Source organism: Runella defluvii (genome assembly GCF_014195535.1).
GTDB classification, from domain to species: Bacteria; Bacteroidota; Bacteroidia; order Cytophagales; family Spirosomataceae; genus Runella; species Runella defluvii.
The window spans coordinates 75,804-95,354 of the sequence record NZ_JACIBY010000009.1 but is presented as its reverse complement, the minus strand read 5'-3'; the positions used below and the strand labels follow the sequence as shown (position 1 = coordinate 95,354).

General features: G+C 40.9%; 16 protein-coding genes. 3 read left to right on the top strand and 13 right to left on the bottom strand.

Annotated features, from left to right (window positions below; translation table 11 throughout):
• Positions 1 to 97: 97 nt before the first annotated feature.
• Positions 98 to 2,797, top strand: coding sequence for a 3-coathanger stack domain-containing protein (locus FHS57_RS19935; protein WP_183976786.1), 2,700 nt, complete (start codon positions 98 to 100; stop codon positions 2,795 to 2,797).
• A 56-nt stretch (positions 2,798 to 2,853) separates the two neighbouring features.
• Here FHS57_RS19935 and FHS57_RS19930 read toward each other — a convergent pair whose 3' ends face one another.
• The 13 genes from FHS57_RS19930 to FHS57_RS19870 all read right to left on the bottom strand — a co-directional run bounded on the left by FHS57_RS19930 (position 2,854) and on the right by FHS57_RS19870 (position 15,430).
• A complete protein-coding gene (locus FHS57_RS19930) occupies positions 2,854 to 3,297 on the bottom strand; it encodes an acyltransferase (protein WP_183976784.1) in 444 nt (147 codons plus the stop codon).
• Between the two features lie 3 nt (positions 3,298 to 3,300).
• Positions 3,301 to 4,443: a Na+/H+ antiporter NhaA gene (gene nhaA, locus FHS57_RS19925; protein ID WP_183976782.1), complete on the bottom strand. Its 1,143-nt coding sequence runs from the start codon at positions 4,441 to 4,443 to the stop codon at positions 3,301 to 3,303.
• Between the two features lie 430 nt (positions 4,444 to 4,873).
• Positions 4,874 to 5,704, bottom strand: coding sequence for an RpnC/YadD family protein (locus FHS57_RS19920; RefSeq protein WP_183976781.1), 831 nt, complete (start codon positions 5,702 to 5,704; stop codon positions 4,874 to 4,876).
• Between the two features lie 294 nt (positions 5,705 to 5,998).
• Complete coding sequence (locus FHS57_RS19915) at positions 5,999 to 6,958, bottom strand: nitrilase family protein (protein ID WP_183976779.1); 960 nt, start codon at positions 6,956 to 6,958, stop codon at positions 5,999 to 6,001.
• A gap of 47 nt (positions 6,959 to 7,005) precedes the next feature.
• Positions 7,006 to 7,851 (bottom strand): AraC family transcriptional regulator, encoded by an 846-nt coding sequence (locus FHS57_RS19910; RefSeq protein ID WP_183976777.1) that lies wholly within the window; start codon positions 7,849 to 7,851, stop codon positions 7,006 to 7,008.
• 535 nt (positions 7,852 to 8,386) lie between these two features.
• Positions 8,387 to 9,025: a transmembrane-type terpene cyclase gene (locus FHS57_RS19905; protein WP_183976775.1), complete on the bottom strand. Its 639-nt coding sequence runs from the start codon at positions 9,023 to 9,025 to the stop codon at positions 8,387 to 8,389.
• An 11-nt stretch (positions 9,026 to 9,036) separates the two neighbouring features.
• Positions 9,037 to 9,630 (bottom strand): NAD(P)H-dependent oxidoreductase, encoded by a 594-nt coding sequence (locus FHS57_RS19900; protein WP_183976773.1) that lies wholly within the window; start codon positions 9,628 to 9,630, stop codon positions 9,037 to 9,039.
• A gap of 73 nt (positions 9,631 to 9,703) precedes the next feature.
• Complete coding sequence (locus FHS57_RS19895) at positions 9,704 to 10,234, bottom strand: Crp/Fnr family transcriptional regulator (protein WP_183976772.1); 531 nt, start codon at positions 10,232 to 10,234, stop codon at positions 9,704 to 9,706.
• A 629-nt stretch (positions 10,235 to 10,863) separates the two neighbouring features.
• Entirely contained in the window at positions 10,864 to 11,544 is a 681-nt protein-coding gene (locus FHS57_RS19890) for a restriction endonuclease (RefSeq protein WP_183976770.1), read from the bottom strand.
• Positions 11,545 to 11,730: 186 nt separating this feature from the next.
• The gene (locus tag FHS57_RS19885; RefSeq protein ID WP_183976768.1) at positions 11,731 to 12,702 is read right to left on the bottom strand and encodes a hypothetical protein; all 972 of its coding nucleotides are present in this window, start codon (positions 12,700 to 12,702) and stop codon (positions 11,731 to 11,733) included.
• Between the two features lie 9 nt (positions 12,703 to 12,711).
• Positions 12,712 to 13,287: a hypothetical protein gene (locus FHS57_RS19880; RefSeq protein ID WP_183976766.1), complete on the bottom strand. Its 576-nt coding sequence runs from the start codon at positions 13,285 to 13,287 to the stop codon at positions 12,712 to 12,714.
• 436 nt (positions 13,288 to 13,723) lie between these two features.
• Positions 13,724 to 14,557, bottom strand: coding sequence for an RpnC/YadD family protein (locus FHS57_RS19875; RefSeq protein WP_183976764.1), 834 nt, complete (start codon positions 14,555 to 14,557; stop codon positions 13,724 to 13,726).
• A 147-nt stretch (positions 14,558 to 14,704) separates the two neighbouring features.
• Positions 14,705 to 15,430, bottom strand: a complete 726-nt coding sequence (locus FHS57_RS19870) for a hypothetical protein (protein WP_183976762.1) — start codon at positions 15,428 to 15,430, stop codon at positions 14,705 to 14,707.
• 274 nt (positions 15,431 to 15,704) lie between these two features.
• Here FHS57_RS19870 and sufB point away from each other — a divergent pair, with 274 nt between their 5' ends.
• Both sufB and FHS57_RS19860 read left to right on the top strand, forming a co-directional pair.
• On the top strand, positions 15,705 to 17,150 hold the full coding sequence (gene sufB / locus FHS57_RS19865; RefSeq protein ID WP_183976760.1) for a Fe-S cluster assembly protein SufB: 1,446 nt from the start codon (positions 15,705 to 15,707) through the stop codon (positions 17,148 to 17,150).
• Between the two features lie 92 nt (positions 17,151 to 17,242).
• A complete protein-coding gene (locus tag FHS57_RS19860; protein ID WP_183976758.1) occupies positions 17,243 to 19,549 on the top strand; it encodes an FdhF/YdeP family oxidoreductase in 2,307 nt (768 codons plus the stop codon).
• Positions 19,550 to 19,551: the final 2 nt, after the last annotated feature.

Here is a 19,551-nt window from a genome sequence, read left to right as displayed (position 1 = left end):
GTTTAATAAAATCTTGCTGAAATAACCTAAGTGGTTATTGGTTAGGTAGTTGTTTATTTCGTCATTTGTGAGATAACCTTCTTACTTTAGCTAAACCATGCCAAAACTATATTCCTTCATCGTCTTTATCTTGTTTGTATCTAGTCAGGCGTTGGCGGTGATTCGCTACGTAAAACCTATTGCCTCTGGTACGGGAGATGGTAGCTCATGGGTCAATGCTTCGGGCAACTTGCAGGCTATGATTAACATTGCTTCTCCCATCATGGATGAACTTTGGGTAGCGGCAGGTACGTATTTCCCCACAGCTTATCCGAGTGGCTGCGCTACGTGCGGTACGGCCAGCATAACCAACCGCAACAATACATTTCTGTTGAAATCGGGGCTTAGAATTTATGGCGGCTTTGCAGGAAATGAAACCAATCGCGCCACCCGAAATTCCCACCTCAACGAGACAATCTTGAGCGGCGACCTTGGTACCAAATACGAAACCAACGACAATGCCTACCATGTAATAACGGCCATCGACTGTGCAAATAATACCATTTTAGAGCGTTTTACCATCAAAAACGGAAACGCCAATGGCACAACGAGTGTGACAGTCGCAGGACGCACTTACTATCGAAGCTGGGGGGGAGGGGTGCTTTGTGTATTTTCGCAAATGAGAATAGCGCTGTGTGCAATCGTCGAAAACCAAGCTACTGATGGCGGGGGTGTACTCAACAACAGTTCTAATACGTACATCACCAACTCGGTCATTGCCGAAAATACAGCAACAGCAGGTGGTGGTGGCGTCTATAACCACGAAGGCTCGGCAGCCGATATGAGAAATTGTACCATTGTCCAAAATACCGCCAATGTAGCGGGAGGGGCGATGTACAACTATAACTCAGGACCGTTCATTATCAATAACATCATTTGGGACAATAATAGCCCGAGCTTGCCAGGTATTGCCAACAATGGTAGTATAGTTACTGGCTATTCTTCCAATGTTCAAGGTGGGTATTCTACTTGGTGTAGCGATTGTACGAGCTCCGAGCCTCAATTTATGAATCCAGATTTTCCCGCAGGTATTGATGGAAAATGGGGCAGCCGCGATGACGGTTTGCGGATTACGTCATGCACACCTGGCAAAGACCAAGGCACGAATGGTTCTACCGAAGGGGTGGACATGGCCAATCAGACCAGAGAGGTTGATGTCCCTTCTATTCCCAATAACATTGCAAGTATCTCATTGGACATGGGGGCGTATGAATATCAAAATACCGCGCCATCCAATCAAACATTATACGTCAATGTCAACCTTTCAACGGGGCTAAACGATGGGAGCAGTTGGGCCAATGCGTTCAGAGGAGCTACTGCTTTTGGAACGGCACTGCTGTATGCCAACAACTGCGATAACAACACCATTTTAGTAGCCAAAGGCACTTACAAACCGCATCGACGGGCGTTTGGGGTCACGAGCGGATCAAATCGTACCTATACGTTTGCTCTCAAAGGCGGGTTAAAAATTTATGGCGGATTTATGGGTACGGAATTAGTTGCGGACTATTCGACTCAAAAAGCCCGTCAAAATGAAACCATTCTTTCGGGTGACTTTTCTGACAATGACATCGTGACGGGGGAGGGTGGTACATTGGCGATTTCAAACAACGCCGAAAATGCCCACCATGTGTTGACAACCTATGATGGGGCAAGACAGGTGCTACTCAAAGGTTTTACCATCAAAGGAGGCAATGCGTTAGGGTCTTCCAACCAATATGGCGGGGGGATTTATGCCTACAGCAGTTTTTCTTTTGAAATAACCGATTGTATCATAAAGCACAACAGTGCCGCTACTGGCGCGGGTTTTTATTTTCGTTTGAGTTCTCCTTTGGTGTTGAACAACAATTATTTTGATAAAAATTTAGCGTCAACTGATGGAGGTGGCTTTTACATTTCGGAAACTACGTTGAAAGCCAATAACAACGTTTTTGCAGGGAATAGGGCGGCTGCGGGGGTAGGTGGTGCGGTGCGCAATGACCTTTATACTGGAGAGTTTTTTAACAATACTTTTTATAATAATTCGGCACAAACTGCGGGAGGGGCGTTTTACACCTACGACCCGGGCATTGCTGGTGCTCCTATCGACATCAATAAAACGTACAACAATATTTTTTACAAAAACGCGATTGGAACAAACACGACGACCATCTATGCCGATTTCTTTATTGAACGAAATGGCCGAGATTTTAAAAACAATATTTTGCAGTTTGCCGCGTCACAATACCCCTTAGACAAAACGCCCAATGGCATTGGGGCTACGGCTTCCAACAATCTTTTTGCGGTCAATCCACTTTTTGTGAATGAAGCTAATTTGCTCGGTCCCGATTTGATTGGCGGTACTACCGACGACGGCCTGCGACTGCAACGAGCCAGCCCTGCCGTCGATGCGGGAACGTATGCTTTGGCTCCCTCTTTTGACATCCTGAATAATCTCCGTTACTTGGTTTTTGACATTGGTGCGTATGAATTTCAGCCCAAAGAAGCCTGTCCCGACAACCGTTACATTACAGATGCGCCGATTGAGGCTGGAACTCACTACGCAGGCAGGAAGGATAGGTTTGGGTTTTTGATTGGAGATGGGAACATTACAGCATTAGGAACGGTCGCTACGGGGACGAATGTGGTTTTTGATGCCAGCAAGAGTGTGACGTTATTGCCAGGTTTTGAGACGCAATCGGGCGCTGTTTTCCGAACAAACTTGCAGGGTTGTATCACTTTTGAAGCACCCCCTCTGCCCGCTTCATCTCAAAAGTAATCAGGCTGGAAGCCTTGTAATAGTTGGCACGAGCGGGGACGCTCGCGCCAACTAGACTAATAATACTTAAATAATTGGTTTAGATAGTTTGTTAAGTACAAACATAAGCCAATTATTGATAGGTTTATAAACGCTCTAAAAGTCCATTTTTTATTTGAAAAATCGTAATCTATCAGTTTTGAAATCGTGACGGCTGTTCCCATTAAAAGAAACCAAACAGAAAAAAATAATGAAAGTCTTCCTCGTACCAAAGTCGTGACTAAATCGTGAATAAAACCGCAGAAGGCAAATGTTAAAACTAATGACAACCCAGCTGGAAGTACTTTTTTGAGTGGTTTGAAAATTTTTAAACCTAAATAATAGCCAAAAATAGGGTTCCAAAAATTCCAAAAGGTAGAAAAATTTTTGGCTCCAAGCGACCTTTGTAAATTATTTTGAAGTGAGCTTGAATTCCCAATTGGAACTCCATTTCTCTTTTTTACGTATTCGGACAATTTCATTATTTAGTCTGCCGTTTGTTTTAGTGTTTGTCGCAAACTGATAAAGCCTAAAAGCCCTGCTGCCAAAGAGGAAAGCAAGATTACTAATTTTGAGTTGTTTATGATTGTTTCATCGTCAAAAGCGAGTAGCGTAATGAAAATGGACATCGTAAAACCAATTCCAGCCAAAAGACCAACGCCAAAAATTGATTTCCAATGGAGGTCGGTTGGTAGTTTGCAAAGTCCCAAAGTCACGGCTAAAAATGTTACTACAAAAATACCCAGCGGCTTACCTACGATTAGTCCAAGCGCGATGCCTAAACTGTTGTTTTCGGCTAGAGTGTGAGTTATGTCACCACTAACAACGATGGCGGTGTTGGCTAACGCAAAAATGGGTAAAATAATAAATGCAACGGGCTTGTGTAAAAAGTGTTGTAAAATGTATGAAGTTGATTTTTCGTCTCCGTTGCCAAAGGGAATGGCAAAGGCCAATAAAACCCCCGTTATAGTGGCATGAACGCCTGAATGAAGCATAAAATACCACATTGCAATCCCGCCAAGGAGGTAAGGAATTAGGTTTCTCACTTTTAGCCTGTTGAGCACCAAAAGTAAACCAAAAATAAATAACGCAATAAATAAGTTAATCCAAAGTAGCGTTTTAGTGTAAAAGATTGCGATTATGATAATAGCACATAAGTCGTCAATAACTGCTAATGCTGTTAAAAATACTTTTAAAGAAGTTGGCACTTTATTGCCTAATAATGATAGAATCCCTAGTGCAAAAGCAATGTCTGTTGCCATTGGAATGCCTGCACCCGACTGTGTTTCAGTGCCATAATTAAACATTAAAAATATTCCTGCGGGTAATACTATCCCGCCAATTGCTCCTAATAATGGCAACAGCGCGTCTTTTATTTTTGAAAGTTCGCCAATGTAAATTTCCCTTTCTAACTCCAAGCCGATGAGTAAAAAGAAAATAGCCATAAGGCCGTCATTTATCCAATGTTCAACGGATAATCCTGCAAATTTGCTATGGAAAAAAAGCTGATAATCTGTGCCAAAGGGTGAATTGGTAAGTACCAACGACACAATGGTGCAAGCAATTAAAACAAGTCCCCCTGCTTTTTCGCTCTCAAAAAACTCTTTAAACAATTTAGTTGCTATCATCGATTAGGTCTATCAGTTTGTGGTGGGTAGGGTGGCAGGTAGCGGTTTGCCACTTGGTGTTGTAGTGGTAAATTTAGCACAAAAGTTTAACAGATGCACGGACGTTCAATCTGCAACTTTCCACCTCATCGAGGCAAGTTGCTGTTAGATAATGTATTAGGAAGTTGATTTGCCTCAGAAGCGCCAAATTCTAACGCCAATCTAAGCTTGAGTGTACTCCACAAACGCACCTAAAGCCCACGCAGCTACGGGCATTTGCCAAATCGAAGGTGTTTACGATGGGGATTTTGGGGTTGGGGACGATAGCGCGTGATAACGCGAGGTTCTGCCCCGTGCTGATTATTTTCAGGCTTCTAGCCTAAGTTGCGGAAAAAGGCTGGAAGCCTTGTAATCGTTGTCACAAGCGGGGACGCAAAAGCCCTCCGAATGTCTATTTGCTAGTGAGCTTCTGATAAACGGCTTTAACAAAGTCCACCGTAGTATCGGCAATATCTGCGATTTGCTCAAAAGTTTTGTTGCCTTCTCTAATGAGGTATGTAACAAACTTTGCTTTTTCCTTCTCTTGTCCACGAAGATAAAGTACATCTCTTTCTTCTTTGATGTATTCTGCGATGCTATCCATAGCGTTTTTTAAATTTAACTCTAAGTTACGGAGTTGCGCTAAAACTCGCAACTGATTAAAGTATCTATTTAACGAAAAATCTCCTTTGGTAGTTTCTTTGATACGCACAAGTATCTGTTTTAGAGCATTTTCGGGGTTTTCGCCTTTGAAGTTTGCCAAAATACCCAAGATAATTTCTTCGGGTTTGTCCGAGTTCAAGAAAATATGATAGTCAAGGGTCGAAAGAGAAACAAGTGGATAACTGAATTTTAACCGTTCTCTATCAAGTTCGGTTGGCATTTTAGGATTGCCTGACCCAAGAAAAATGACGAATTGCCTTATGGGGGTTCTATACTTTCGTTCAAGCATTCCGTAATATTCAAGCATCCGATACACCATTTCAGGTTCGTCTCTCACTTGGAACTCAATTTGAAGCACAAAAGTGTCTCCTTTTGTATCGGTTACTTTTTTGAGTACATCAGGTTTACGTTCTTTGGTGTGTTGAATGTCATCGGGCAGTTCTTCCACAGAAACAGCCGTAATTTCAAGTACATTTTGCATGATACTCGAAATCACAGCTTCAAGATTCTCTTTGAAAATCTTGTCGTATTGTGCGGGTTGCCGCCCACTTGATTGGCGTTTTTTCTTTTTTGCCTCCATGAAGCAAAGTTATATAAAAGCAGCAATTTAAAAGTATAAATGAGTAACTACTTTGACAATCAATGTGTTACAAATACTCTATTTATTTTGTGTTCCCAGTCTCTCTACGGAAGACAACGAACAACGCGGGTAGTTGCTAGATCAACAATAACTCTATAACAAAAGAAAAGGGTTTGGTGAGCACTCGCCACCAGGCTGGCAGCCCGCCCGAGTTTCGTTCAATCCCGAACGCTTTCGGGAGCTTTATGGCTTGGCCTTCGGCCACCACGAGAGCTTGGTTATTATAGCCAGTTTTTAATCGCTTTCGTCTGTGTTCAGCCAAATAATTTTTTGCTCTGGGACATGATTGTGCCCAATTATGTCACGGTACAAGTTTGGTCTTCTTGCTTGGATATAACGATTTCCACCTGCATTCTCAAGTTTTTCAGGTGTAATCGTGGCTGTTACAAAACTATCATCAAAACTGCGACACTCGGCAATAATATCTCCAAATGGGTCAAGAATCATTGAACAACCATTTTTTAGCTGGTCGTCGTCCATGCCAATTGGGTTTGAAAATACCACATATATGCCGTTGTCATACGCTCTTGCTGGTAGCCACTTCATTAACCAAGCCCTGCCTTTCATTCCATCAAACTCCAAACGCAAAGACGTTGGGTCAGTTTCACGGTTTTTCCAAAGTTTTGGGTCAACAAAACCCGCACCTGGTCTGGTTGATGGCGTACACATGGTTACGTGGGGCATAAAAATGATGTCTGCTCCCAAAAGTCTTGTAGCCCTAACGTTTTCAATGATGTTGTTGTCGTAACAAATTAAAATACCACATTTCCAGCCATGAATTTCAAAAATGGTATAGTCTTGTCCAGCAGTTAAATGTGGATTTATGAAAGGATGTATTTTATGATGTTTTGCAATCAAACCATTTTTATCTACACAGATGTAAGGCTTGTATAAATTATCATATTCATCTTTTTCAAACAATCCTGCTAAAACTACCATGTTATATTTAGTAGCTATTTCTATTAATTTCTTTGTGCTTTCGCCATCTGGTACAAATTCTGCCAAATCAAGCATTTGATCTTTGCTTAGATGTCTTGCAAATGTGTACCCTGTAATAGAGCATTCATGAAATGCTATTACGTCAGAACCTTCTTCGGCTGCTTTTTTTGTCAATTTTTCAATGACTGATAAATTGTAGGCTTTGTCGGCATTTTTAGCCTCGAATTGGGCTGTTGAAATTTTTATTTTGTCCATTTTTTGATAGTTTACAAATTTGGGACAAAAATAAATTATGAGTTTTCCTATAAATTGTACAAACCCGACATTCGTATTGTATCTGCTTTAATTTCCATGAAATTGATTGCCAACCTACTTGTATGGTTCAGATACTGGCTTGGTGTTATTCCTGTATATTTTTTGAATTCTTTGATTAAATGCGATTGGTCAGCATAGCCAGCTTCGTAACATAAATCGGTAATATTACTTTGGTCGGATTTGTATTTGAGTAGGTGCAAAAAGAAATGCAACTTCACAATGTTTCCAAACTTTTTTGGACTTAATCCGATGCTCTCGTTAAAAATTCGTTCGATGTGCCGTTCCGTATAGCCTGTATATTTTACTAAATGATTTACAGTAACAGACCCTTTATTTTTCAAAATAAAATTTAAAGTGGAATGAATAATGGTTTGATTTGAAACTGATATTTTGGTTATGAGTTCAATGAAGAAAGAGTTCAAAATTTGTAATTTCGTTTCTATCAACGATTGTTTAGATAATTTTTCATAAAATAAAGCGCTCTGATTACCAAAAAATACCTCTGTATCAATGATGCTGTCTCTTAATTCATTTGCAGGTATTCCCAACAGGTGATTTATCCCAAAAGGTTGAAAAACTACAATTATGATTGATGCTTTTCCCTCCAAATACAAGTCTTTAAACTCGCTTATCTGCCCATACAAAAACGAATTTGGGTAGTTTAAAACTTTGTGGTCATGATAATTTGAGATAAGATTGCCCTTAAAAAGCAAAACCATACCAGTATTACCATCAGAAAATAAACGAAGTTTTTTGATACCGTCCCCCGCACCCTCTAAAAAAAGATAGTGTTTAATATATGGCGATAATTCTTTTGTCGGTGCTATCTGCATGGTCTGTCAAAAATTGCCAATCGATTGGATAGACGCCACTCCATCGTTTTCAAACGCGTATAATTGTTATCGGTTAGAATGGCGTCCATTTTTCATTTTTGCGCAATGAGTTGAGTCCTCAAGACAGTCAACACATACAAGCGCCCGTTTAGTCTTTGCGGGCTACATTGCCTATAAGCGTTCTCAAATAAAAAGACCTAAGTACAAATATACAAGTAGTTGAACGAAATTTTTATTCGATAAAGCCAACAGTTACCATTTTGCGTGATAGCGCGAGGTTCTGCCTTGTGCTGATTATTTTTAGGCTTTTAGCCCAAGTTGCGAAAAAAGGCTGGAAGCCTTGTAATCGTTGTCACAAGCGGGGACGCTCGCGCCGTCGGGGGGGCCATTTCTAAAATTTAATAGCATTGTTGTCTTTCTTGATGCGTCGCTTTAAAATACCCGCTAACGGCAGCATGGGCGATGTGGCGGCGAGCATTGGCTTTGTGGCTTGGGCTTTCGCCGCCATGTGCGACCATGCTTTGTTAGTGGTTTTTTATGATTCTTTCTGCTTACCAAGCAATAACCCAATATAAATAATATCAAAAACAGCAATACAAATACCTAAAACCAATATGAATAGATTCGGCTTCCCAAAAGCGGGCAATCCAACTATGCCCACTAAAATCGTAGGGGTAAGGGTTCCAATAAATTTATTGATAGCAAGGGTTAGGCTTTGCCCTTCGTTGCCACGTCTTTGCACAAACATCGCAATAAATAAAATAGACATGGCTAAATTTTGCAGAAAAGCAGAATACGAACCGCCTTTTACAAGCCCAAATTCTTCTACAAAGTAGTATTGAATGAAATAAGATACGATAAGTCCTAAAACACTCCAAGCGATGAATACATTTTTGGAAAGAAAGTCAGGAAAGTATTTTTGTCCATACTTGAAATAAGTATATAAAATTCCAATATCAAAAAAACACCAAACGGCATTAAATCCCACTTGCAGGGTCAGCCCTTCTTCTCTGTACCCTATAATCGTGTGCAATGTCTCCCAAGCAATATTTAAAGCCAATGCCCAAAAAGGCATGGAGTAGGTTTTTTGTTTGAAACCCAAGCGGATACATTCGATATAAACGATTGTCCAACAAATGCCGCTGATACCTGCTAAAACTAATGATGTATTCATAATGATTGATTCTAATTTAATGATGAAAATTTATGTTCTATTTGAGATAGCCATTGCTGACGCTTTTCTTGTGTCACCATTTTGACTTGATTAAAACTAATCCATTTGCGGTTTTTATACCCCATTTTCCAAAAAGTACCCAACATCATGGCTTTTTTAATGGCATTTCCAAATAACGACCAATACAACCATTTGGGCGTATTCATGGTGGTAATCATTGTTACACTTTTGATGTTTGGCATCAAGGGCTGCATTAAGGTGTTACCTGCATTGGTATAATCATACATGACACCAGGGAATATGACTTTATCCACAAAACCCTTCATCAATGCAGGCATCAATTCCCACCAAATAGGGAAGATAAAAACCAGATGGTCGGCTTTTTCTAAACGTTCTTTGTATTCTATAACTTTGGGGTCAACAGGCTTTTTATCGCGGAACGCTTTTAAGTCTGCGGAAGTCATGATAGGATTAAAATTGTCCTTATCTAAATGAATAAGGTCAATTTCATGAGAGGCTCTTTGAAGCCCTTTGAGCGCAGCCTGTAAAATGGCATTGCAAAAACTCCCGTCGTAGGGATGATTGAAAACGATAACTACTTTCATATCAGCACATTAAAATTTATGCTGCAAAGGTCGGGAGAAAAATGAGGTAGAACGATAACAATTGTTAAAAACGCTATCGCCTGTTTCTAATTCTACTCAACGAAACCGAAGTAATGCCCAAATAAGAGGCAATATAATGCTGCGGTACACGCTGAAAAATTTCGGGGTATTCTTTGAGCATCTCCTTATAGCGTTTTTCAGGATTATCTTTAATGCGAGAGAGAAAAAGTTTTTGATACAAAAACAAGCGTTGCAAGATATGTGCATTGATTTCTTCCTTAATCGCAGGTTCTTGCGCTGTCAGCGTTTGAAAATCTTTTTTTGAAAGCGTATAAATAACGCAAGGCTCTAAACTTTCGATATTAAACAGGCTGGGTTCGTTGGTTATAAAACTTTCAATAGAAGAAACTCCCTGCCCCTCAAAGAAAAATTGAAAAGTAACTTCTTTACCATCATTATTAAACCAAGAGCGCAAACTACCTTTTTCTATCAAAAAGATAGTGTTAGCAATTTGCCCTTCTTGTAAAAGCAGGGTTTTAGCAGATATTTCTTCCCTTGCGAATAAATGACTGAACTTTTCCCAATTTTTTGAAATAGGTAGCATTATTTATTTGATGTATATTATTGCCACTAACCATTTTTCGTGATAGCGCGAGGTTCTGCCTCGTGCTGACTATTTTCAGACTTCTAGCCTAAGTTGCAGAAAAAGGCTGGAAGCCTTGTAATCGTTGTCACAAGCGGGGACGCTCGCGCCATCAGAAGTTCAACACATACAAGCGCCCGTTTAGTCTTTGCGGGCTACATTGCCTACAAGCGTTCTCAAATAAAAAGACCTAAGTACAAATATACAAGTAGTTGAACGGAATTTTTATTCTAAAGCCAACAGCTAACATTTTGCGTGATAGCGCGAGGTTCTGCCTCGTGCTGATTATTTTCAGGCTTCTAGCCTAAGTTGCAGAAAAAGGCTGGAAGCCTTGTAATCGTTGTCACAAGCGGGGACTTGAAATACCCATAAAAACAAAAAAGCAGGCCAAAACCTGCTCTCAGCGTAGTTGTCCACCCGACGACTGGGGCGGCACTCCGCAACTCCATAACAAAAGAAAAGGGTTTGGTGAGCTCTCACCGCCAGGCTGGCCGCCCGCCCGAGTTTCGTTCAAGACTGGGCGTTTCCCATCGTCTTCATGGCTAGGCCTTCGGCTGCCACGAAAGCTTAGTTATTAGGTGCTGGCTTTCTCATTCATTAAAGTCAATTTTTAATTGCATTGGATTGTCAAAATTGATTTCTCCAGTGTCGTCTTCATTATATTGATATACACAAATATTTTCGTTCTCAGACTTCCATAAGTAAGGACAATTGCATTTCCAATCTATTTCGCTATTAATAATTCCTCTATCTCCACAATCTTGACAATGAATATAAATGGATTTACAACTACGGCATTTTCCGCCAAGCCACCAATTTATCAATCCATTAACCTCAAAAAAACCATTACTATCAAGAATTACACAATCATCATTACAAACCTGACACATAACCCATTTGTCATCTACTATTAGGTCAGTAGCTTCGTCAATTGTGAATATTCTTAAATCAAGCCCATTAAATTTAGCACTCAATTCTGCAGGTTTTGTCCACTCGTTATTTGTCACAATTATTGCTTTGTCAGCTTTAACAGCTTGAGCTAACATTATTATTTCTTCAACATCCTTCACATCGATTTTATCTTTTCTTTTTTTAGCGTCTATCAATATTTTGAATGTGTGATTTTCAAGTCGCATTTCCCACCAAACATCAATTTGCCTCGGCTGTCCAGTAACTTTATCTGGAATTGTAATGTTCTTGCTTACAACACCAAATTCTGCCATTTGTTCATAAAGTATTCCAACTGCTTCCTGATATTCTTGCCAATTCATTATTTTGTTCGTTGTTACTTTTAAGCTTACACCTAACGTTTTGGCGCTTGGCGCAGTGGAGGATTTCGGAGCACAAAACTGTCAATACACCACAAAAGTTGATGCGAGGTAGAATGTTCAATTAACCACGTCACCCGCCATTGAGCCAAACGCCTGTTATGCCTTCGTTCTTCTTTTTCAGTCTTGTTATTCTTCATTCACTTCAATTAAAAAATCTGACGATATAGAGTTTCTTGTTTTGTTGATTATTTCTTTAAGCTCATCTATGTCAAAGTCATTGTTTCTGTACCATTTATCAAGTTCGGTAAAAAAACTGTTTGACACACTTTCACTAAAAACTAAGTCATCTATAGAATCAACATAATCTCCATATTCTTCCATTATTGTAGATTCAAATTCGTCAATGAAGTCAATCAGGTCTTCATTGTCATCAGCGTATTCTTTAAACTTTTCTAAAAAGGTGGATAGTGGAAGTCTTGGAATTAAAAAGTGTAATCCGTCAATTATTGGGTCTGTACTATCAGAGTTCATTATTCTATTTGCTAATCTTCTGTTTTCAGCCGATTGGTCAGCAGTCATATGGCTAGTTAAGTATCCTTCTACTTCCTGTTGTACGTCATTTGTTTCTCTATTGTAATAAATTTTCGTATCGTCATTTCTTCCCATTGCAGCAAAAACACATTCTAATAGTTCGTCTGAAAAATATGTTTGTCTTGTTTGTAATCGAGAATTGTCAAATGGTTTTATATTTCCTACAAAGTCTGAATAATCAAAAACAACTTGAAGAACTTGCTTGGAAGCTTGCGGGTCTTTTAACCAATTCTTAATTGTATTAAGTTGCATTAAATTTAGTTCAGATGCAGGAGTAGTAAGAAAAAATGAAACCAAAGTAATTGCTCTGAATAATTCGTCTTGGTCAGCAAAAAATGAAACGTTCCTTAACCCTTCAAGCGTTTTTTCCGCTTCTGCTTTACGGCCCAATCTTGCGAGGCAATAAGCTTTTTGCGGAATTCTTTCAGTATGATTGCCTATTGAGTCAAAAAGTTTCATTGATTCATCATATATGTCAATTAAACCTTTAAAATCTCGTTTAGCTTTCAACTCTTCTTCAAGTTGATTAAGTTCTTTCAGTCGTTTTATTTTGTCGTCTGTTGTCATAATTGTCTTTTATAAATTGTTTTGCATTTCTTTTATGAACAATGATTGCAAATATTTCTCTGCTCCCAATTGGTCAAATATTTGTTCAATGACCGCATACTCATTGATTGGCATTTCAGCAATAACTGCCCTAGTGATTTTTGCAATTGCATTAATTTTGGTGTCCCCTGAAACTACCATTGCAACCCATACTAAAATTAATTCGTCAAAAATCCTATGAAGGAAATATGTGTATTCAATTCCTTTTAATGCGTCTTTGTTACCCGATGCAGCTGCTTGAATGTATGAAGTAAAGTCTGAAAACCTAATAGAAGTCACCTTGTCGTTTGCCTTAAGTTTAGATTCTAAAACAGGATTAATTGTAAGTGCCACTTCTCCATATTTATTTTTCAAACTTGCATATGCAGTTTCCCAATTTGAATATTTTGTATTGAAGATAGTAGGCCACATTTTTTCAATTGTATATTTTCTGTAGAAAATATTCATTATGACCTTTTGTGGATATTCTGAGGCAGAATACCTTGTCTTCCAAGTGTTGGTTAGTTGTCTAGCATCTTTAAATGTGCTTGTTAAATCAATGTTCATTTTTTCTTTTTTTTAATGGTTAATGAAATTTTATTTCTGTCCTATTTGATTGTCTGTTTGTTGATTCGTTGTCTTTGTAGAATGAGGCATAACGAGTGGATAGACGCCACTCCATCGTTTTCAAACGCTTATAAGTATTTGTTGTCGGTTAGTATGGCTACGCAAAATGATTCAACTTTTGGGGCTAATTTCACTTACGCGCTGCCGTTTGCACCTTTATCAAGTACATTGCATACAATTACCCCCAAAAGTAAAAAACAAGTGCTTAATTACTCATCTAGTTCAACGAATATTTTATTTGGGAAAATCGAAGATGGGTTATGGTGCAAAAAGCTGGGAAATTCCACTGAGTGCAGGTAAGTGGAAAGGTCAACAGAAGAAAAGGCTGGAAGCCTTCTAAGCTAGGGGAGGAGGACAGCTTTATAGGGTGGAAAGCCTACTTTTCAGTCAGTTGGCGTTGTACAGATTTAACAAAGCCCACAGTAACACCAGCAATTTCTGCAATTTGTTCAAGAGTCAAAGACATTTTAGAAAGTAAGTTTCTTACAATTCGTTCTTCGGTTTTTTCTTGTCCAATGAGAAATGCTACATCTCTTTTTTCGTCAATATATTTTGCGATGCTGTCCATTACAATATTCTTTAATTTTTGTTCTAATTTACGCAGTTGAGCTAAGATACGCAACTGTTTGAAATACCTTTTTAACGCCAAATCTCCGCTAGTAGTTTCTTCAAGTCGTAAAATGATGTCTTTCAGGGCATTTTCGGAAGTTTCTTGGCCAAAGTTAGCTAAAACAGATAGAACAATTTCCTCTGGGCGGTTTGATTTTAGGAATATTTTGTAATCTACCGAATTGATAGAAAGCAAATTGTACTCGAAAGTCAAACCCACATCGGTCAAATGTGTCTCCATTTTGGGTTGTCCTTTACCCAGGAAAATCACATACTGATAAATGGGAAGTCGGTACTTTCGTATGAGCATGGCCTTGTAATCAAGCATACGATGTACCATTTCATCATCATTTGCTACTTGAAATTCAATCTGAAGCACAAATGTGTCACCTTGGTTGTCAGTTACTTTTTTGAGTACATCAGGTTTTCGTTCTTTAGTGTGTTGAATGTCATCGGGCAGTTCTTCCACAGAAACAGCCGTAATTTCAAGGATGTTTTGCATGATACTTGAAATCACAGCTTCAAGATTCTCTTTAAAAATCTTATCATATTGTGAAGATTGCTGCCCAATAGGTGGGCGTTTTTTCTTTTTGGCTTCCATGAAGCAAAGTTATAAAGATATTCTCTATTATATCTGTATAGAATTCTTTTTAAGTGAAGTCAAAAGCCGCCATTTAGGCAAAAGAAGAGACAAAAAAAACAGCACGAGCCTATTGCCCGTGCTGCTTGGTTGGTACTTTATAATAATCTACTGTTTGGTCAATGACGCCTTGATTTGGGTATAATAAAGGGTGGTTAGTCCCTCAAAACCCGAATCCGTGCCTACGATGAGCCAAAGCTCGCCTTTGTCGTTGGCCTTGGCCGAGAAAGGCGTTTGGCTATTGGTACGTTTGATGAGTTGGTATTTGACGTCCTCACCTTCAATGCCAATCGTGCCAAGGAGCACGGCATCTTTTCCGCCTTCACTTTGTGCGCCCTTGTCCCAGTTGAGCTTCCACTGTCCCGTGTTGTCTTTGGCGCGTTGAGGCTCAGTTCCCGCGGCTCCCGCTTTCAAATACACGGAGCCACCAGGCGAACCGCCAATGCCAACGCTGTTTTGAGGGTATTTGGAGGCCAATTCTACCTCAAACCCGATTTTATAGGTTTGGTTGGGCGTCAATCCTGTCAACTTACGGGTCAAATACATAAAGGCATCGTCGCTGCGGTTGTGACTCTGAATCATCATTGATTTTTTGAGGGTGTCCGTCGGCAATGCCGCAATCTTAGAACTAAATTCCATGATTCCCTCTTGCTGTTCGTTGTAATCGACCAAACCAGCCGTCCAACTATCCGCTCCTTTGTTGAAGTCGGTGGTGAAAGTTGGGTTCGGGTCAGGCGTTTCGTTTTCGGTGTTACAACTGCTCAATCCCATGGCGAGAACGGTTCCAAAGGCCCAAATAACGTTTTTGACGGGGGCTACTGATGCTACTTTCATTGCTGTTTTTTTTCGTTTTTTAAATGAATAATGGTGAATCCAAGGCCTCGGAAATCAGTGAAATGACGTGGATGGTGAATGGAAGGTTGGAATGGAGGCGAAAAAAAAGCATTGTTTTTTCGGCTTGGGTAGGGCAAGTGGCGGTAGCTCTGAGGGTTGGGAATCGGCTTATTTGTTCTTATTTAGATTTTTTTTAAATATATTTGCGCCCAAAATAGAACATTACTCTGCCGTTTTTTGTTGGAAATTTAGAATAAACGCATATCTATACGCGATGAGCAAAGAAGTTGAATTGTTAGAAGAAATAACCAATTCGGAATACAAATATGGTTTCGTGACGGACATTGAAGCCGAAGAAGCGGAACCAGGACTTTCCGAAGACACAGTTCGTTGGATTTCAGCAAAAAAAGAAGAACCCGAATGGATGACCGAATGGCGTTTGAAGGCGTTCCGCGCGTGGCAAACCATGGTAGAACCCACATGGCCAAACGTTCATTACGCGCCCATCGACTTCCAAGTCATTAAATATTACTCGGCCCCAAAACAGAAAAAAACGGTTAATTCGCTCGACGAAATCGACCCTGAGTTGCGTCGTACTTTTGAGCGTTTGGGCATCTCGCTCAACGAGCAAAAACGTCTGTCGGGAGTGGCTGTCGATGCCGTTATTGACTCAATTTCGGTCACTACAACTTTTAAAGGTGAGCTAAAAAAACAAGGAATTATTTTCTGTTCTATCAGCGAAGCCATCAAAGAGCACCCTGACTTGGTTCGTAAATACCTAGGCTCGGTAGTACCTGCCAAAGATAACTTTTATTCAGCGCTCAACTCAGCCGTTTTCTCGGATGGCTCGTTTTGCTATATCCCCAAAGGCGTACGTTGTCCGATGGAGCTTTCGACCTATTTCCGTATCAACGCGGCGGGAACGGGGCAGTTTGAACGTACGCTTATCATTGCCGACGAAGGTTCGTACGTGAGCTATTTGGAAGGCTGTACGGCACCCATGCGCGACGAAAATCAGTTGCATGCGGCGGTGGTAGAAATCGTTGCACACGAAAAAGCCGAAGTAAAATACAGCACCGTTCAGAACTGGTATCCAGGAGATAAAGACGGCAAAGGAGGGATTTATAACTTCGTAACAAAGCGTGGTCTTTGCGAAGGCGCTAACTCTAAAATCTCTTGGACGCAGGTAGAAACAGGCTCGGCCATTACGTGGAAATACCCTTCGGTTATCTTAAAAGGGGATAACTCGATTGGGGAGTTTTACTCGGTGGCGGTGACCAACAACATGCAAGAAGCTGATACGGGTACCAAAATGATACACATTGGAAAAAATACCAAAAGCCGTATTGTATCAAAAGGTATATCAGCAGGGAAAAGCCAAAACTCCTACCGTGGACTTGTAGAGGTATTTAAACGTGCCGAAAACGCGCGTAACTTCTCACAGTGCGACTCGTTGTTGTTGGGTGATACGTGCGGAGCGCATACCTTCCCGTACATCGAGGTGAAAAACTCAAGTGCGACGGTAGAGCACGAAGCAACTACCTCAAAAATTGGCGAAGACCAGTTGTTTTATTGCAACCAACGCGGTATTCCAACCGAACAAGCCGTGGCGTTGATTGTCAATGGCTATGTGAAAGAGGTCTTAAACCAACTTCCAATGGAATTTGCGGTAGAAGCTCAGAAATTGTTAGAAATCAGCTTGGAAGGTTCGGTAGGATAATTTTCTACAGAATTTACCGCTTTAGATAAAGTAACCAACTACGACGGTATGGCTTTTTAAGGAAAGTCATACCGTTTTTTATTGGCAAAAAGATGAAAAAAACGCCCCATTCCACCGAACTTACCCCCGAAAAACTAACGGGACTTTCGCTCGAAGCACCCAAAGAAGTGGCCGTCGGACTTCCTGCCGTAACAAGCGCAATGCGTCATGTGTTTGGCGCAATGGACGTGGGGCGGGGCGTAAAAGCCTTGTTGAACCTCAATCAAAAAGACGGATTTGATTGCCCAAGTTGCGCTTGGCCCGACCCCGACGATGAGCGTTCGCGGATAGGGGAGTACTGCGAAAATGGCGCAAAAGCCGTTGCGGACGAAGCAACAACCAAACGGTTGACGGCCGATTTTTTTTCCAAACATTCGATTGAAGAACTAGGAACGTGGACCGACTACGAATTAGGTCAACAAGGCCGTTTGGCCGAACCCCTGTTTAAGCCCAAAGGAGCAACCCATTATCAAGCCATTTCGTGGGACGAGCTTTTTTTGAAAATTGGCACGCACCTAAAAAGCCTTGCTTCTCCCGATGATGCTGTTTTTTATACGTCAGGGCGAACGAGCAATGAAGCAGCGTTTTTGTACCAACTTTTTGTAAGGGAATTTGGAACCAACAACTTTCCAGATTGCTCCAACATGTGCCACGAGTCGAGTGGGGTAGCTCTCAACGAAACTTTAGGGATAGGAAAAGGGTCGGTCAAATTAGATGATTTTTACAAAGCAGATTTAATAATCATTGCGGGTCAAAACCCAGGCACAAATCACCCACGGATGCTGTCGGCGCTGGAAAAAGCGAAGAAAAATGGGGCAAAAATTTTGGCGATTAATCCATTGAAAGAAACGGGGTTGGTGGCGTTTAGTAATCCGCAAACGGTAGGAGGCTTATTGGGTGCAAAAACGGCCTTGGCCGACCAGTACCTACAAGTACGCATCAACGGCGATGTACCGTTGTTTAAGGCGCTTTTAAAGTACTTGTACAAAGCCGAAAAAACGACGGGAGGGGTGTTTGATTGGTCATTTATTAAGGAAAAAACGCAGGGCATTGAAGCACTGCTGGAAGACCTTGAACAACATGATTTTGAGCAACTGATACGTGATAGTGGCTTACAGCTAAAGGAGGTGGAAGAGGCGGCGGAATTGATAAAATCGTCTCAAAACATCATTGGCTGCTGGGCAATGGGGCTGACGCAGCATAAAAACGCCGTAGATACCATTCGCGAACTAGTAAATATACTTTTAGTAAAAGGGTCGATTGGAAAGCCTGGCGCAGGAACTTGCCCTGTTCGGGGCCATAGCAATGTGCAGGGCGACCGAACGATGGGGATTTGGGAAGCTCCTCCGCAAGCATTTTTAGATAAAATACAAGCGCAATTTGGGTTTGATCCTCCTCGCAAACACGGCTATAATACCGTGGAGGCTATTAAGGCAATGCACGAAGGTAAAGTTGGGCTGTTTTTTGCCATGGGAGGAAATTTCCTTTCGGCAACCCCCGATACGTCTTTTACCGCTCAAGCCCTCCGAAAGTGTCAGCTAACAGCGCACGTATCGACAAAACTCAATCGAAGCCATTTGGTGACGGGGGAGGAAGCGTTTATTCTGCCCTGTTTGGGACGTACAGACAGCGACGTTCAAGGAGATGAGCCTCAGTTTGTAAGTGTCGAAAATTCGATGGGCGTCGTGCACAAATCCATGGGTAAACTAACGCCCGTCTCGGCACATTTGTTGAGCGAACCCGACATTGTTCGACGGTTGGCAAAGGCTACCTTGGGCAATACATCAAAGGTAAATTGGGATTTTTTGGTACAACACTATGACCATACACGGGAAGCGATTGAGCGAACGATTCCAGGTTTTGAAAATTATAACCAACGCGTGCGGCAATTAGGCGGATTTTACTTGCCGAATGGCCCTCGCCAAGGAGAGTTTAAAACCGTGAGCCAGAAAGCCATTTTTTCAATAAACAGGTATAGCCCAATTATGTTAAGTGATACCGAATATTTGATGATGACCATAAGAAGCCATGATCAATTTAACACGACAGTCTATGGGTTAGATGACCGTTACCGTGGAATTTTCAACGAACGGCGCGTTATCTTAATGAACCAAAACGATATCCAAAAAGCAGGGTTGGTGGCTGGCGAAAGGGTCGATTTATGCAATTATCACGGTGGCGTAACCAGAACAGCTCCTAACTTTGTCGTTGTACCGTACTCATTGCCTGAGCGTTGCGTAGCGACGTACTTTCCCGAGGCAAATACGCTCGTTCCAATCAATAGTTATGCTGACCGAAGTATGACACCTACGTCTAAAGCAGTAATTATTGAAATTATCTGTAAAGAGAAGAAAAATTGAAA

What these genes read in the sequence shown, in the direction of transcription:
- FHS57_RS19895 (WP_183976772.1), bottom strand. Translation starts at nt 10,234, where the DNA reads ATGCTACCTATTTCAAAAAATTGGGAAAAGTTCAGTCATTTATTCGCA.
- FHS57_RS19860 (WP_183976758.1), top strand. Translation starts at nt 17,243, where the DNA reads ATGAAAAAAACGCCCCATTCCACCGAACTTACCCCCGAAAAACTAACG.
- FHS57_RS19930 (WP_183976784.1), bottom strand. Translation starts at nt 3,297, where the DNA reads ATGAAATTGTCCGAATACGTAAAAAAGAGAAATGGAGTTCCAATTGGG.
- FHS57_RS19890 (WP_183976770.1), bottom strand. Translation starts at nt 11,544, where the DNA reads ATGAATTGGCAAGAATATCAGGAAGCAGTTGGAATACTTTATGAACAA.
- FHS57_RS19875 (WP_183976764.1), bottom strand. Translation starts at nt 14,557, where the DNA reads ATGGAAGCCAAAAAGAAAAAACGCCCACCTATTGGGCAGCAATCTTCA.
- FHS57_RS19880 (WP_183976766.1), bottom strand. Translation starts at nt 13,287, where the DNA reads ATGAACATTGATTTAACAAGCACATTTAAAGATGCTAGACAACTAACC.
- FHS57_RS19870 (WP_183976762.1), bottom strand. Translation starts at nt 15,430, where the DNA reads ATGAAAGTAGCATCAGTAGCCCCCGTCAAAAACGTTATTTGGGCCTTT.
- FHS57_RS19885 (WP_183976768.1), bottom strand. Translation starts at nt 12,702, where the DNA reads ATGACAACAGACGACAAAATAAAACGACTGAAAGAACTTAATCAACTT.
- nhaA (WP_183976782.1), bottom strand. Translation starts at nt 4,443, where the DNA reads ATGATAGCAACTAAATTGTTTAAAGAGTTTTTTGAGAGCGAAAAAGCA.
- sufB (WP_183976760.1), top strand. Translation starts at nt 15,705, where the DNA reads ATGAGCAAAGAAGTTGAATTGTTAGAAGAAATAACCAATTCGGAATAC.
- FHS57_RS19900 (WP_183976773.1), bottom strand. Translation starts at nt 9,630, where the DNA reads ATGAAAGTAGTTATCGTTTTCAATCATCCCTACGACGGGAGTTTTTGC.
- FHS57_RS19915 (WP_183976779.1), bottom strand. Translation starts at nt 6,958, where the DNA reads ATGGACAAAATAAAAATTTCAACAGCCCAATTCGAGGCTAAAAATGCC.
- FHS57_RS19935 (WP_183976786.1), top strand. Translation starts at nt 98, where the DNA reads ATGCCAAAACTATATTCCTTCATCGTCTTTATCTTGTTTGTATCTAGT.
- FHS57_RS19910 (WP_183976777.1), bottom strand. Translation starts at nt 7,851, where the DNA reads ATGCAGATAGCACCGACAAAAGAATTATCGCCATATATTAAACACTAT.
- FHS57_RS19905 (WP_183976775.1), bottom strand. Translation starts at nt 9,025, where the DNA reads ATGAATACATCATTAGTTTTAGCAGGTATCAGCGGCATTTGTTGGACA.
- FHS57_RS19920 (WP_183976781.1), bottom strand. Translation starts at nt 5,704, where the DNA reads ATGGAGGCAAAAAAGAAAAAACGCCAATCAAGTGGGCGGCAACCCGCA.